Source organism: Streptomyces sp. NPDC037301 (genome assembly GCF_055602785.1).
Genome location: NZ_JBVJWD010000019.1, coordinates 68254 through 81348, shown reverse-complemented (window position 1 = coordinate 81348; position 13095 = coordinate 68254). Strand labels below are relative to the sequence as shown.

13 protein-coding genes and 1 pseudogene are annotated in these 13095 nt (G+C 70.0%); 4 read left to right on the top strand and 10 right to left on the bottom strand.

Annotation, left to right across the window (positions count from 1 at the left end):
* Positions 1 to 78: 78 nt before the first annotated feature.
* Positions 79 to 309, bottom strand: a complete 231-nt coding sequence (locus tag ACZ7IB_RS27735) for a hypothetical protein (RefSeq protein ID WP_470916530.1) — start codon at positions 307 to 309, stop codon at positions 79 to 81.
* 405 nt (positions 310 to 714) lie between these two features.
* On the opposite strand from ACZ7IB_RS27735, the pseudogene ACZ7IB_RS27730 reads away from it, so the two are divergent.
* Positions 715 to 1118, top strand: a pseudogene (locus ACZ7IB_RS27730) (glycoside hydrolase family 92 protein); the annotation flags it as partial.
* Positions 1119 to 1264: 146 nt separating this feature from the next.
* Here the strand turns inward: ACZ7IB_RS27730 and ACZ7IB_RS27725 are convergent.
* The 3 genes from ACZ7IB_RS27725 to ACZ7IB_RS27715 form a co-directional block, all read right to left on the bottom strand.
* Complete coding sequence (locus tag ACZ7IB_RS27725; protein WP_470916529.1) at positions 1265 to 1720, bottom strand: ATP-binding protein; 456 nt, start codon at positions 1718 to 1720, stop codon at positions 1265 to 1267.
* A 99-nt stretch (positions 1721 to 1819) separates the two neighbouring features.
* Complete coding sequence (locus ACZ7IB_RS27720; RefSeq protein ID WP_470916528.1) at positions 1820 to 3445, bottom strand: sensor histidine kinase; 1626 nt, start codon at positions 3443 to 3445, stop codon at positions 1820 to 1822.
* Positions 3442 to 4710 (bottom strand): PP2C family protein-serine/threonine phosphatase, encoded by a 1269-nt coding sequence (locus ACZ7IB_RS27715; RefSeq protein ID WP_470916527.1) that lies wholly within the window; start codon positions 4708 to 4710, stop codon positions 3442 to 3444. Before ACZ7IB_RS27715 ends, ACZ7IB_RS27720 begins: the two co-directional genes overlap by 4 nt.
* 258 nt (positions 4711 to 4968) lie before the next feature.
* Here ACZ7IB_RS27715 and ACZ7IB_RS27710 point away from each other — a divergent pair, with 258 nt between their 5' ends.
* Positions 4969 to 6453, top strand: coding sequence for an SDR family NAD(P)-dependent oxidoreductase (locus ACZ7IB_RS27710; RefSeq protein ID WP_470916526.1), 1485 nt, complete (start codon positions 4969 to 4971; stop codon positions 6451 to 6453).
* Between the two features lie 349 nt (positions 6454 to 6802).
* Positions 6803 to 6979, top strand: coding sequence for a hypothetical protein (locus ACZ7IB_RS27705; RefSeq protein WP_189279976.1), 177 nt, complete (start codon positions 6803 to 6805; stop codon positions 6977 to 6979).
* Between the two features lie 84 nt (positions 6980 to 7063).
* On the opposite strand, the gene ACZ7IB_RS27700 is transcribed toward ACZ7IB_RS27705, so the two are convergent.
* Complete coding sequence (locus tag ACZ7IB_RS27700) at positions 7064 to 7423, bottom strand: fluoride efflux transporter FluC (RefSeq protein ID WP_470916525.1); 360 nt, start codon at positions 7421 to 7423, stop codon at positions 7064 to 7066.
* On the opposite strand from ACZ7IB_RS27700, the gene ACZ7IB_RS27695 reads away from it, so the two are divergent.
* A complete protein-coding gene (locus ACZ7IB_RS27695; protein WP_470916524.1) occupies positions 7398 to 7871 on the top strand; it encodes an alpha-L-fucosidase C-terminal domain-containing protein in 474 nt (157 codons plus the stop codon). The genes ACZ7IB_RS27700 and ACZ7IB_RS27695 overlap by 26 nt on opposite strands.
* On the opposite strand, the gene ACZ7IB_RS27690 is transcribed toward ACZ7IB_RS27695, so the two are convergent.
* The 5 genes from ACZ7IB_RS27690 to ACZ7IB_RS27670 form a co-directional block, all read right to left on the bottom strand.
* Positions 7849 to 9285: a lipase maturation factor family protein gene (locus ACZ7IB_RS27690; RefSeq protein ID WP_470916523.1), complete on the bottom strand. Its 1437-nt coding sequence runs from the start codon at positions 9283 to 9285 to the stop codon at positions 7849 to 7851. The genes ACZ7IB_RS27695 and ACZ7IB_RS27690 overlap by 23 nt on opposite strands.
* A gap of 49 nt (positions 9286 to 9334) precedes the next feature.
* Complete coding sequence (locus tag ACZ7IB_RS27685) at positions 9335 to 9847, bottom strand: DUF1990 family protein (RefSeq protein WP_470916522.1); 513 nt, start codon at positions 9845 to 9847, stop codon at positions 9335 to 9337.
* Positions 9844 to 10698, bottom strand: a complete 855-nt coding sequence (locus ACZ7IB_RS27680) for a YndJ family protein (protein ID WP_470916521.1) — start codon at positions 10696 to 10698, stop codon at positions 9844 to 9846. Before ACZ7IB_RS27680 ends, ACZ7IB_RS27685 begins: the two co-directional genes overlap by 4 nt.
* 287 nt (positions 10699 to 10985) lie before the next feature.
* Positions 10986 to 12050: a FecCD family ABC transporter permease gene (locus ACZ7IB_RS27675; RefSeq protein ID WP_470916520.1), complete on the bottom strand. Its 1065-nt coding sequence runs from the start codon at positions 12048 to 12050 to the stop codon at positions 10986 to 10988.
* Positions 12047 to 13084 (bottom strand): FecCD family ABC transporter permease, encoded by a 1038-nt coding sequence (locus ACZ7IB_RS27670; RefSeq protein WP_470916519.1) that lies wholly within the window; start codon positions 13082 to 13084, stop codon positions 12047 to 12049. The genes ACZ7IB_RS27675 and ACZ7IB_RS27670 overlap by 4 nt, the downstream gene beginning before the upstream one ends.
* Positions 13085 to 13095: the final 11 nt, after the last annotated feature.

The window sequence follows — 13095 nt, the reverse complement described above, 5'->3', positions numbered from 1 at the left end:
CACGCGGAAGTTGCGCCAGTCGGCTCGCACCTGAGGTCGTCGTCCGATGGTGGATCCGAACGACCCGGAGGGGACGTTTCAGTCGTTGTGCGGCGTGGACAGCACCGCTCCGTCGATGCGGCCGGTCTGGATGACCGGCCCGTGCTGGACGCCACCGCTGATCACGTTGCGCACGGCGGGTGACGCCTGGTTCCGGGGCGGTTCACCGAGTGAGTCGAGCAGCGAGCGGAGTTCCGCGCGCGCCGATGGATCGGCGCGCAGGAGGGTGTGGAGCCTGTCCCGCCACTCGGCGGCGACGGCGTTCGTCACCGACTCGTCCTGGGTCTCACGGCCTCTGAGGAGGGAATTCCGCGCCGAGTCCAGAGAGGTGGGCGTACTCTCTGCCCGGTTCTCTGCCGGGTCGTCGCGGTCGAAACGGCGCCCGAATCCGTCGCGTGCCGATGTTCAGCAGTCCGACACCATGAGTCCCACATCGCGGTCGACCCGGACACGTACACCGACGATTATCCGGCCCGGCCCGACGAGGTGCACAAGCTTGCCTGCAAGGGCAGCAACGGCGCCGTCCACACCCAGTTCTCGGACGTCGAGGGGGAGTTGAACGGGCTCCTCACGTACGACCGCCGGATCGTGCGTTTCCGTCCGAACCCTTGACGCGAATCACCGGGACCCAAGAATGATCGCGCTCTGACAACGTTATCCAAAGAGGAGCGCCCCATGCACCGGACCCCACGGCGACTTCGCGGCCCGGCGACCGCACTCGCCGCCGTCGCGCTCCTCGGCGGTTTCCTCGCCACCGGGGCCACGGCCCAGGCCGCGCCCCGCGCCGATGAACAACTGACCGACCTGGTCAACCCGTTCATCGGCACCCAGAACGAGGGCACACCTACCCCGGCGCCTCCGTGCCGTTCGGCATGGTGCAGTTCTCCCCGGACACCGGCCACAACACCGGCTACGACTACGGCGAGAACCACATACGCGGCTTCTCCACCATCCATCTCTCCGGTGTCGGCTGAGGCCTGGGGGGCGATCTGCCGACCCTGCCCACCACCGGAGACGTCACGCAGGCCGACTACGCAAAGTACGTGGCGGAGTTCAGCCACGACGACGAGAAGGCGAGCACCACCGACGACATCCGCTCGACCCGTTCGCTCTCCTTCACGGTGGGCGGCGAGCCGTCGGCCTGGAGCACTTCGGCAGCGGACGCCCCGCCCGCACTCGGCTGACCGTGGTCGTGGGGCGGGCGGCGTCCCGCCCGCCCCACAGCTCAGCTGCTCAGCTCGAACTCGGCCCGGATGCGCTTGCCCACCGGCACGCGCTCGGCGGTCAGCCGGTCGCACAGCGCCACCACGATCTCCATTCCGTGGCCGCCGGGGCGCGTCGGGTCGGGTGAATAGAACAGCGGCAAGGCCGTGCTGCTGTCGTACACCGTGACGCTGACGCGCTCCGCGGTGCCCTCCAGCTCCAGCAGATACGGGCCCTGGCTGTAGCGGTCCGCATTGGTGACCAGCTCGCTCACGGCCAGCATGAGATCGCTGCGGGTGTGCTCGCCGAACACCGCGAGCCACTCCGCGGCCAGCCGGACCAGAAAGCGGTCGGCCAGTGCCCGGGCCTGCGCGATGCAGCCGGGCTCGCCGTCGAACACCTCGGCGCTGTGCAGAACGTCCGTGAGCCGGTCTCCGCCGGGGCGGCCGGCCGGTCGCGGGGTGACCTGTTCGTTCATATGCTCCAGCCAGGGCGACGCAGGGGTGTTCGATGACAGCTACTCGACGTTCGCCTACCCGCGACGAACGGTCCCACTCCGGGGAAAACCCGGCAGATCTCAGCCATGGCCGGGCCGCCCGACGAGGGATTCCGCGACGAGAGGCTCAGCAGCGGTGCGCGCGGGTACGGCGGGAGTGACCGGCAGCGTGAAGCGGATACAGGTGCCTTCGGCGGCCTCCGGCTCCAGCCAGATCCGGCCTCCGTGGAACTCCACGATCTTCCGGCACAGGGCCAGACCGATGCCCGTTCCCTCGTACTGATCCCTGCCGTGCAGACGCTGGAAGATGACGAACACCTTCTGCGAGAACTCCGGCGGGATACCGATGCCGTTGTCCGCGACGGAGAAGCGCCAGTCGTCGCCGTCCCGTACACAGCCGATCGTGATCCGGCACGGTACGTCGGGACGGCGGAACTTCACCGCGTTGCCGATCAGGTTCTGCCAGACCATGGAGAGCGCCGTCGCGTCCCCGGTCGGTTCGGGCAGCGGGCCCTCCCGTACGACCGTGGTACCGGACTCCTCGACGACCAGCGCGAGATTGGCCAGCGCACGGTCGAGGGAGCGGTCGAGGTCGACCGCCTTCCACTTTTCGTGCACCCGCCCCATACGGGAGAAGGTGAGCAGATCGTTGATCAGCACCTGCATCCGCTTGGCGCCGTCGACCGCGTAGTCGATGTACTGCCGCGCCCGGTCGTCGAGCTCCGCGGCGTACCGCTTCTCCAGAAGCCGGCAGAACGAGGCGACCTTGCGCAGCGGTTCCTGCAGATCGTGCGAGGCGACATAGGCGAACTGCTCCAGTTCGGCATTGGACCGGCGCAGCTCCTGTGCCTGTTCCGCCAGCAGCGTCCCGCGCTCCTGGGATTCGGCAAGCTCCTCGACGATGCGGCGGCGCATGTCCTCCACGGCCGCCGCCACCGCCCGCACATCAGACGGTCCGTCGACCTCGATCCGGTTATGGAACGCACCCGAGCTGACTGTGTCCGAGGCGGCGGTCAGCCGGCGCAGCGGCCGGCCCACCATCCGGTTCAGCAGCAGACTCAGCGAGACAACCGCGAGCAGAAAGCCCACGACCAGCGAGATGAGCACCTGGTCACGGGTGGTGCGGGCCGTGCTCAGATCGGCGCGGGCCCGGTTACGCGCCACGTCGAGATGCGCCTGCTGCGCCGTGTACAGCCGCCGCAGAGTGTCGAATTCGCCGTTGCTCCGCCGGATGGGGGCCGAGGACTCGGACGCCGGGCCGTCCCGGCGGACCGCGGCGACCAGCGGCTCGGCGTGCCGGCTGCGCCACTCCCGCGCGGCAGCGGCGATCCGGTCGAGATCGCGGGCGAAGGGCTGCTCGTCCCCGACGAGGGCACGCACCTCGGCCAGCCGCAGCTTCTCGTCCCGCATCCCCGCCTCGTACGGCCGCAGGAAGGTCGAGTCACCGGTGAGCGCGTATCCGCGGACCCCGGTCTCCTGGTCCAGCAGGGCGTTCTGCAACTGGAAGGACGACGAGCGGGCAGGCTGGATGCGGTCCACCAGCTCGGTGGTGCGGTCGGACATCCGGGACAGCACCAGGCCACCGACGGTCAGCCCGCCGCAGACGACCAGTACGAAGACGGCGAGAATCAGATGGACCCAGTTCTGGACCGACAGGCGTGAGGCGAGGCCGCGCCGGCGGGCCGGCGATGCGTCCCGGCCGCTCATCGCGGATCCCCCCGTCCCCAGCCCAGATGGAGCACGGCGACGTCGTCGGCGAGACCACCGTAGGGGGACGCGGCTCCGGCGGCCTCGTCGACCAGGGTGTCCACAAAGGCGCGGGCCGCCAGCGCCCCGTGCCTGCGGGCCACGGCGAGCAGTCCGTCCTCGCCCAGCCGGGAACCAGGCCCCGTGCGCCCCTCGAAGAGGCCGTCCGTGAAGAGGACGATCCGGCCGTCCCCGGGCAGGGACAGTTCCGAGACGCTCCACCGTCCCTCACCCGGGAGCAGCCCCAGGGCCATCCCGGGCTCGGGCTCGACCCAGCTCACCCGGGCACCGCTGCGCAGCAGCAGCCCGGGGTGACCGGCCCGCACCACCCGCACCCGACGGCGGTCCGGCGCGAAGGACAGTGAGGTGACGGTGGCGAAGACACGCGGGTCGGAGCGTTCGGCGACCAGGATCTCCTCCAGCAGCCGGACCTGTTCGAGCTGGCCGGTGGCGCACAGCACCGCAGTGCGCCAGGCCACCCGCAGACAGACACCCAGCGCAGCCTCCGCCGCCCCGTGCCCCGACACATCGCCGATCACCGCGTGCACTGTGCCCTCGGACGTCTGCACCACGTCGTAGAAGTCGCCGCTCAGCAGGGCGTGCGCCCGGCCCGGTGCGTATCGCGCCACCGCTTCGAAGGAGTCGTCGCGCAGCAGAGGCACGGGCAGCAGCCCGCGTTCGAGGCGGGCGTTCTCCTGCGCCATCAGCCGGTTGGCGCGCAGCGCCGCGGCGGCCCGCTCGACCTGCTTGCGCTGGAGGGCGTACCGGACCGAGCGGCCCAGCGCCTCCGGATCGAGTCGCCCCTTGACGAGATAGTCCTGGGCGCCGGTCGCCACGGCCGACAGGCCCGTATCGGCCTCGGCCCTGCCCGTCAGCACCACAATGGCCGCATCGGGCGCCGACTCGACGATCTGGGTGACGGCGTCCAGGCCGTACACGTCGGACAGGTGCAGATCGAGCAGTACACAGCACGGGGTCCGGCAGCCGGCCAGGAACCGGCGCGCCTCCGCGAGCGTCCTGCACCAGGCCAGCGCGGAGTCCAGCTCGCTGTCCGTGAGCATCTCCTCGACGAGGAGAGCATCACCGGCGTCGTCCTCGACCAGCAGGATCACGGCATCGACGTCCCATACCGAACCGTTGCCGACCGGCACAAGTCCGTTCTGTACGGGGATGGCGGCCGGGCGCACAGGCTGCGCCGGAGAGCCGCCCGCGGGGAGTTCGGCCACTCTCCACTCCCTTGTACGGACGGCACAGCTCAACCCTGGCCGTTTCGCAGGGAAGCATATGTGACCGAGCCGTGGAGGAGCCGTCGGGGCGGAGGGGTGCAGCGATGCACACGCGCGCCCGCGAACTGCGGGGAACCCCTGTGAAGTCACGCGAACGGAGCAGCATCAGGTGCATGGCAGACTTGATCGGGGCGTTCGGCCCGGCAGGACCATGTATGGCGGTCGGCGCCACGAGTGACAAGCGACAGAGGAACGGCAATGACGGTGACAGAGGACAGCCCGGAGCTCGCTCCCGGTACTGAGGAGTTCGGTTCCGGTATCGACCCGGAGCGGCTGGCCGTCTGCCTGAGCGTGCTCGACGAACTCGACAACATCGAGGTCGACCACCCCGACGCCATCGCCGTGCGCCGCGCCACGGCCGGGATCTACCGGACTGTGAAGCAGCGCCGTCGTCAGGAGCGCCGCGCCGCCAAGACCGCGCACGACAAGGCCGTCACCGAGGCCACCGCGACCGGCTCGGCCGACCGCATCGACGACGAGACCCAGGGGGTCCTGCCGTCGTCCTCGGCCCGTGCCGAGATCGCGGGCGTCCTCCAGCGGCCCCGGTCCTGCTACATCTGCAAGACCAGGTACGTCGAGGTGGACGCGTTCTACCACCAGCTCTGCCAGCAGTGCGCCAAGGAGAACCGCTCGCGCCGCGACGCACGGACCGACCTCACCGGCCGGCGCGCGCTCCTCACCGGCGGCCGCGCGAAGATCGGTATGTACATCGCGCTGCGGCTGCTGCGCGACGGTGCGCACACCACCATCACCACCCGTTTCCCCAACGACGCGATCCGCCGCTTCAAGGCGATGCCGGACAGCGACGAATGGATCCACCGGCTGAAGATCGTCGGCATCGATCTGCGCGACCCCGCCCAGGTCGTCGCGCTCGCCGACTCGGTCGCGGCCGAGGGCCCGCTGGACATTCTGATCAACAACGCGGCGCAGACCGTGCGCCGTTCCGCGAACGCGTACAGCGAACTGGTCAACGCCGAGTCCGCCCCGCTCCCGGCGGGCGAGCTGCCCGCCGCCGAGGTCATCGGCACCTTCGGCAGCGGCACCGTCGACCGTGTCGCGGCCCTCCCGGTCGCCCGCAAGGAAGGCCTGAGCGCGCAGGACGTCACCGAGCTCGCCCTGGTCACCGGGTCCGCCTCCCTGGAGCGGATCGCCGCCGGAACAGCGATCGACGCGGGCGGTCTCGTACCCGACCTGCATGACACCAACAGCTGGATCCAGACCGTCGAAGAGGTCGAACCGATCGAGTTGCTGGAAGTCCAGCTCTGCAACTCCACCGCGCCCTTCATCCTGATCAGCCGGCTCCGCCCGGCGATGGCGGCGACCGCTGCCAAGCGCGCCTATGTGGTCAACGTCTCCGCGATGGAGGGCGTGTTCAGCCGTGGCTACAAGGGCGCGGGCCACCCGCACACCAACATGGCCAAGGCTGCGCTGAACATGCTCACCCGCACCAGCGCCCAGGAGATGTTCGAGAAGGACGGCATCCTGATGACCGCCGTCGACACCGGCTGGATCACCGACGAGCGCCCGCACCCCGACAAGATCCGCCTTGCCGAAGAGGGCTTCCACGCCCCGCTCGACCTGGTCGACGGCGCCGCCCGCGTCTACGACCCGATCGTGCGCGGCGAGGAGGGCGAGGAACTGTACGGCTGCTTCCTCAAGGACTACGCGCCCGCCAATTGGTAGTCACCCGATCACGCGGTGTTCGTGCGGAGCAGTGGACCCGGCCCGGGACTCCTTCCCGGCCGGGTCTTTTCCGTACTTGATGGCCGAAAGTGAGCCAGTGCACACCTTCCATCGAGCGTGAACGCGCTCATTTGGTTACTCTGATGCGAACGGACGTCATCGAGGAGTCCACGAAACCTCCTCGACCGTCCTGGGACAGGCTTGTCAACCAAGTCGCCGTCCCGCCCCGTACCCGGCGCCACCGCGACCGAACTGTAATTGCCCCTGCCCCTCGCGGGTGGTCGACTCCCGGGTATGAGGCCGGGGCGTCGGCGACGCCCCGGGGTTACGCGACACGAAGGAGTGCGCGGTGACGACACCAGAACTGGCGAAGCGCGAGAAGCGACCGGCCGAACGGCACGGAGAACGGACCCGCAAGACCGAGAAGCTCCGGAACATCGAGGTCTGGGCCAGGTCCGCGCCGATCCGGCTGGCCGGCTACGAGGACGACCTCGCCGAGCCGCACATCCTGCCCAGCGTCGACTGACCGCTTCATACCTGCACATCCGAGCTCCGGCCCGAACCCCGCGAGGGGTGGGCCGGAGCTCGGCCGCTCCGGGGCATCCGCCGGTCAGCGGACCGCGTCCGCCACAGCGGCCCCGGCGAACGAGAGCCCGACCCCCGCACCGACACTGAGCAGCAGAAGGCCGGCCGCGATGCCCAGGCGGCGGGCCGACGTGAGGGTCAGCAACTCGTACGAGAACGTCGACCACGTCGACAGGGCGCCGCAGAAGCCGGTGGCGAGCAGAAGCTGGAGCAGGGGCCCGAAGTCCCCGTCGGCCACCGCCTCGGAGAGGAAGCCGAGGAGTAGCGCCGCACCGGCATTGGCCGCGAAGGTGCCCGACGGAAAGACGCTGTGGAGGCGGAACTTGCTCTCCTTCCAACCGGCCTCCCAGGGGCGGGCGTTGACGTTGCGCGACGCCCATTCCACCACCCCGCTGCTGGGCTCCGGCGCCCAGAGTGCCGAGGCCACCGTCGTCAACGCGGGGGTTCCTGCTCGACATCGGGCCGAAGGCCGACGGCACGATCCCCGGCATCATGCAGCGCAGACTGCGCGAGACGCGGAGTGGCTGAAGACCAACGGGGAGGCGGTCTACGACACCACGTACTGGGCACGGATGCCGCAGCTCGGCGAGGATCTGCGGTTCACCGTACGGCCGGACAAGGCGGTCTGCATCCACTCCCTGGCGCAGCCGGGCGCGAGCCTCACCGTCGAGGCCCCCGTGCCGATCCGCAGCGGTGACCGGGTCACCCTGCTCGGCCACGACCGGCCGCTCGGCTGGCGCACCACGGGCGGCTCGCTGCTGATCGACGTACCGGCGGCGGCCCGCAGGACCGGGAAGCATGCCTGGGTGTTCAAGATCGCCTGGTCGGGCTGAGCCAGGCGGGACCGAGCGAGACGGGGGGCATGAAGTCCCGCACATAGGTGCGGTGCCACCAGCGTCCCGTGGCCCGCAGTTCGCGCCAGGTCGTGTACCGGTAGTGGTACAGCCTGGCGCGGACATGCGTGGGCGGGGTCTGCGGGAACGGGTTGTGACGCAGCAGCCGCAGCGTGTCCCGGTCGTTCTCCAGCAGCCGCTCCACGAACTGGCCGAACCAGGGGCCCGCGTACGCGGGGGAGAGCGCCGCGAACCACATCAGCCAGTCGAGCCGCAGATGGTACGGGGCGAACTGGCGGGGCAGCCGGCGCGGATCGCCCGGCTTGCCGCGGAAGCCGTACTCCCGCCAGACCGTTCCGTCGTGGAGCTCCTGCTCGTCGGTGCCCTCGACCACGACCTCCAGCCGGACCCGGCTGATGCTGCCGAACGCGCCGTAGGTATTGACCAGATGCAGTGGGTCGAACGAGCGGTTCATCACCTGTCGGCGGGAGACCAGATTGCGCGCCGGGCGGTAGCTGAGGAACACGACCAGCGCGGTGACCGCGATGACGACGATCTCGTACCAGAGCGGCGGCGCGGACTGCGCGGGCGGCTCGGTGAACAGGGACCAGTCGACGGCGGACAGGGCGAGAGTGATCGTCACCCAGTTCAGCCAGGCGAAGTTCCCCGAGACAACCAGCCACAGCTGGGTGACGATCATCAGCCCCGCGGCCGCACTCGCCACAGGCTGCGGAGTGAAGAGGAGCACCGGCACCAGGAGCTGAGTGACATGGTTGGCCGCCACCTCGGCCCGGTGGACGGGCCTTGGGAGCCGGTGGAAGAACCAGCTCAGCGGTCCCGGCATCGGCTGGGTCTCGTGGTGGAAGTACAGACACGTCAGGTTGCGCCAGCACTGGTCGCCGCGGATCTTGATCAGCCCGGCGCCGAACTCCACCCGGAACAGCACCCAGCGCAGCAGCCACAGCACCAGCACGGGCGGCGCCGTGTCCGCGTTGCCGAGAAAGACGGCGAGGAAGCCGGTCTCCAGCAGCAGGGACTCCCAGCCGAAGCCGTACCAGGTCTGGCCGACCTGGACGATCGACAGATAGAGCGCCCACGGCAGTGCCCAGAGAACCATCGCCGCCCAGAGCGGAACATACGCGTCCACGCCCGCGATCAGTGCGACGGCGAGCGCGCAGCCGGTCCAGCAGACGAGGGCGAAGAAGCGGTCGGAGTAGTGCAGCCGGAAGAGGCCGGGCGCGTCGCGCCAGTCCGTACGCCGCAGGAAATCCGGTACGGGCAGCATGCCACGTTCGCCGATCAGCGCCCGGAACTGGAGCGCGGCGGTGAGAAACGCGACCAGATAGATGCCGGCCAGAGCCCGCTGGAAGATCAGCCGGCTGAGCCAGTACCCGTCTGCGGTGAACCACTCCATCGTTTCCAGTATCGGTCCGGTGAGGCGGCTCGGCCCTTCAGACGCGTGCTCACCGGCCTTCGGTGATGATCCGGCGCAGCGTGGTGCCGAGCCGGCGGGCGTACCAATGCTGAATCACCGGTACGACGGGCCCCGCGAGCCTGGTGTGCCAGGCGGCCGGGCGGCTGAACGCCATGACGGTGAACCACACCGCCCCGTCGTCCGCGAGCTCCACCATGAAGCACTCCTCTCCGCACTCGGGGTGCCGGACCAGCGTCCCGTAGGCGAATCCGATGCGGTCCTTCTCGTACGCGGCCCAGACGACCCGGCAGGGTGCGGTGAACCGGAACGGGCCGATGCCCAGCGACACCCGAACACAGACCCCGGCCTCGGCGCGGGCCGCCGACGCGCGGACCCCGGCTCCGCTGGTGCGATGCATGCGCCATTCGGTGACCGCCGCGCCCGCTGCCTCGAAGTCGGCCCGGCCGCGCCCGACCCGGGTCCGGTGGTGGAGGTGGTTGTAGCCGTCGGGGAGCGGGCCGAGGCGAGTGGCTCCGACTTCGGGGTACGTGAAGGTGCTCATGCGGTCCTGCCTTCGTGATCGGTGTGGTTCCGGAGCCTGCGCCAGGCAAGCACGGAGCAGAGTGCGAAGCCGAGTGCGTTGCCGAGACCGTGGGTGGCGGCCATCCACGTCAGCGTGGGGTGAGGGAGCCCGGTGGCCTCCCCCAGTGCCCAGCTCAGCGCGAGCACCATGGTGACCACGAGCACGGCGGACGAGGTGGCGAGCAGCAGCCGGGTGATCCGGTCCCGTTGGCCGCCTCGGATCGATCGCCAGGTGAGCAGGGCGACGGTCCACATGCCCGCTGTCAGAACGACTGCCCCGGCCAGTTCGGCCCAGTCCCCGATGAAATAGCCGATCAGGACGAGCAGGGTGCCCAGCGGCACGCTCAGCGCAGCGAACCTTCCTGCGGCGCTGTCGGCGATCCGGCAGACGAGCCCCGAGACCAGCGCGGCGGCGAATCCGGCGAAGTGGAAGTGCGGCACGGTCAGTGCCAGGATGCCGAGCCCGAAGCCGAAGAGTGTGTGCCCCGAGCGTTCGGCGACCAGCGCGATGGCGGCGATCGAAGGGGTGACCAGGGCGGTGAGCAGGGCGATCTCGGCGGGCGCCACGGCGGAGGTTTTGGACGCTTCGAGGTTACGGAGCAGCCGTGGCGGGGCGTGCACGGCGAGGAGTACGGCACCGAGCGCGTAGCAGGCCGCCAGTATGGTGGCGGGCCCGCCGCGCGGCAGCCAGAGTGCGACGGCGCCTGGCACGGCGAAGAGCGGCCACAGACGGCGCACCCGGTCCAGTTCGGGCGCACCGGTCAGCCGCAGCCCCATCGGAACCACCACCAGCATGCCCAGCATCACGATCAGACCGACCAGTACTGACATGACCACCCCCCGACTTGAACGCGTTCAAGTGTGCTCGGCATTGACTCCACGGCCTCTCTTGAACGCGTTCAAGAGAGGCCGTGGGGCGGGTCGGGGGAGGCCGGGTCCGGTCACGATGGCAGGATGCCGGGCATGCGGGTCATCCCCGGACGCGGCGTCGGCCGCGTCACGATCGGGCGACCCGGATCCGGCGAGCCGGAGAGGACGACGAACGGGCCGTCCGCGAGGGCGTGTCCGTGGGGCGCCGTACGCCTACTTCAGCGGCGAGTGACAGCCCCCGAAGAGCCTCACAGCACTCCCCGGCGCCACTCCCGTACCAGCAGCCAGCCGAGGTACACACCCCCGATGGCCATCGTGTAGATACCGACGGGCAGGTTCTCGAACAGCGGCAGTTGCTGGGCGCAGAGATCCGCGATCACCAGCAGTAGTGCGCCGGTCAGCGCCGACAGCGACAGGTGCGGGCCGGAGACCCGGGTGATCCGCTTGGCGATCTGCGGAGCCGTCAGCGAGATGAACGCGATGGGTCCGGCGACACTGACGGCGCCCGCCGAGAGCACGATCGCCAGCACGATGGCGATCGTCTTCGTGCTGCGGGGCTCGGCTCCGAGTGCGCCCGCGATGTCGTCGCCCATCTCCCCGATGTCCAGCCGGCGTGCGATCAGGGCGGTGAGCGGGGCCACGATCAGCAGCACCAGCCAGATCGTGGTGGCGTCGTCCCAGGACCGCGCCGACAGGCTGCCGTTGACATAGGCGGTGAGGACGGCGGCCCGGTCCCGCTCCATGGCGTAGACGACGTACTGGGTGACCGCCGTGCCGATCGCGGCGACACCGATCCCGGCGACGACGAGCCGTGCGGGGTTACGGAACCCGGTGCCGGTCGACACATGGACCAGCACCATGGCGAGGACGGCACCGAGCAGTGCGCCGAGGGCCACCGGCACGGTGTCCGGGAACATCAGCGCGGTGATCGCGGCGCCGGCGCCCGCGCCGGACGCCAGCCCGATCACATCCGGGCTGCCGAGCGGATTGCGGGTGACTGACTGGAACAGTGCCCCGGAAAGACCGAGGGCTCCGCCGGTGCCCATGGCGACCACCAGACGCGGGCCGCGCAGGCGTTCCAGGACGAACGCGTGTCTGCCATCGGCCCCGCCCGTCACCGCCCCGGTGAGATCGGCGAGCGGAATGCCCAGCCGCCCGAGCGACAGCGTGGCGACGGCGGCCACCACGAGCAGCACGAACAGCACGAGTGCCGTCAGCACGGACACTCGCCGGAACGGCAACGCCACCGTCCTGCCGATCGTCAAGAACCCCCTGGGTGAGGCGGTACGGAATCCGGCCTGATGCGGCGTCATGCGTTGCCCCTCATCCTGCGTACGGCAATGAGCAGTGCGGGCGCTCCGATGAACGCTGTCACGACACCGACCATCAGTTCCTGCGGGCGCATGACCACCCGCCCCACGACATCCGCGAGGAGCAGCAGCGCGGGACCGGCCAGTGCCGAGAAAAGGATCTGCACACGGAAGTCGACACCGACCAGGGCCCGCACCACATGCGGAACGGCCAGGCCGACGAAGGCGATCGGGCCGACCGCCGCAGTCGCCGCGGCGCTCAGCAGCGTGGCCGAGAGCAGCCCGCCCGCCCGGACCAGGGCCGGATTCGCCCCGAGGGACGCCGCGGTCGAGTCACCGAGTGCGAGTGTGTTGAGGCCGGGCCCCAGCACCGCGGCTATCACCAGTCCGACCACAGCGAACGGCAGAACCGACAGGAAGACGTCGAAGTCCCTGCCGCCGAGCGCGCCGACGACCCAGTACCGGTAGCTGTCGAACACCTGCGGCCGGCTCAGGGTCACCGCCTGGATGAACGCCATCAGCACGGCGGAGAGCACCGCACCGGCGAGCACGAGCCGCACCAGTCCGCCGCCCGAACCCGCCGATCCGATCGCATGGACGAGCAGACCGGCGATCAGCGCACCGGGCAGCGCCCACCACATGGTGTCCGTACTGCCCGACGCCCCCAGGAAGGCCGTCGCGGCGACGATGCTCGCCGAGGCGCCCGCGTTGATCCCGAGGAGACCGGGATCGGCCAGCGGATTGCGGGTCACTCCCTGCATGAGTGTGCCCGCGACGGCAAGACAGAGACCGGCGAGTACACCGAGCGCGGTCCTCGGATAGCGGCTTTCGATGATGGTGGTGACATTCGGATCGGCGGTGCCGGACAGGACGTGCAGCACATCGCTGAACGAGGTGGTCCGGCTGCCGAACATGACGCTCGCGAACACGGCGAGCACGAGAACGACGAGTGCGATGACGAGGGAATACACCCGCCGGGCGGTGCCGGTCCGTGAGGTGCCGGCACCGCCCGGCAGTGCGTGCGTGGTGGTGGCCATGTGGGTGGTGG

Coding starts and splice junctions, on each gene's coding strand:
- ACZ7IB_RS27720 (WP_470916528.1), bottom strand. CDS start 3,445: ATGAGCGGCCGGGACGCATCGCCGGCCCGCCGGCGCGGCCTCGCCTCA.
- ACZ7IB_RS27710 (WP_470916526.1), top strand. CDS start 4,969: ATGACGGTGACAGAGGACAGCCCGGAGCTCGCTCCCGGTACTGAGGAG.
- ACZ7IB_RS27725 (WP_470916529.1), bottom strand. CDS start 1,720: ATGAACGAACAGGTCACCCCGCGACCGGCCGGCCGCCCCGGCGGAGAC.
- ACZ7IB_RS27675 (WP_470916520.1), bottom strand. CDS start 12,050: ATGACGCCGCATCAGGCCGGATTCCGTACCGCCTCACCCAGGGGGTTC.
- ACZ7IB_RS27670 (WP_470916519.1), bottom strand. CDS start 13,084: ATGGCCACCACCACGCACGCACTGCCGGGCGGTGCCGGCACCTCACGG.
- ACZ7IB_RS27690 (WP_470916523.1), bottom strand. CDS start 9,285: ATGGAGTGGTTCACCGCAGACGGGTACTGGCTCAGCCGGCTGATCTTC.
- ACZ7IB_RS27680 (WP_470916521.1), bottom strand. CDS start 10,698: ATGTCAGTACTGGTCGGTCTGATCGTGATGCTGGGCATGCTGGTGGTG.
- ACZ7IB_RS27685 (WP_470916522.1), bottom strand. CDS start 9,847: ATGAGCACCTTCACGTACCCCGAAGTCGGAGCCACTCGCCTCGGCCCG.